The sequence below is a fragment of the Achromobacter insuavis genome, from assembly GCF_902859645.1.
Lineage (GTDB): Bacteria > Pseudomonadota > Gammaproteobacteria > Burkholderiales > Burkholderiaceae_B > Achromobacter > Achromobacter insuavis.
The window spans coordinates 1-594 of sequence record NZ_CADIJR010000197.1; the positions used below are offsets into that span (position 1 = coordinate 1).

The window sequence follows — 594 nt, forward strand, 5'->3', positions numbered from 1 at the left end:
CCTGGGGCGACGATCAACTCGACCGCCTGATGGCCGATGCGCAGCGGCAGGCGCCCGGCGTCCGCGCCGCGCAGGCGCGGCTGCGCCAGGCCGAAGCCGCGCTCGGCAACGCCGACGCGGCGCGCCAGCCGACGCTGGATGCCAGCGCCAGCGTCAGCGCCGATCGCTACCCCGGCCACTACACCTACGGCGCGCCCTACGCCGACAACACCGGCGGCAGCGGTTCGCTGCTGGCCTCGCTGCGCCTGCGCCTGGATGTCTGGGGCAAATGGCGCGCGCTGGTCGACGCCGCCCGGCTGGATGCCGAAGGCGCGGCCCTGGCCCATGCCGATGCGCAGCTGGCGTTGCAGCAAGGCATCGCGGCGGCCTACCTGCGCCTGGACGCCGCCTTCCGCCTGCACGAGCTGGCGCAGCAACAGCGCGAACGGCAACGCCAATTGCTGGACCTGCACCAGACGCGCCGCCAGGCCGGCCTGGGCAGCGACGTCCCGGTCGCCGAGGCGCGCAGCCGCCTGGCGCAGAGCGATGCCCAGGTCGACGCGCTGGACCGCGAGATCGCGCGCCAGCGCCACGCGCTGGCCGCGCTGGCGGGCC

General features: G+C 75.9%; 1 protein-coding gene. It reads left to right on the top strand.

All coding sequences use genetic code 11. The features are described from left to right. The coding region (locus H0523_RS32100; protein ID WP_180180335.1) for a TolC family protein at window positions 1-594 on the top strand (594 nt) is incomplete at both ends.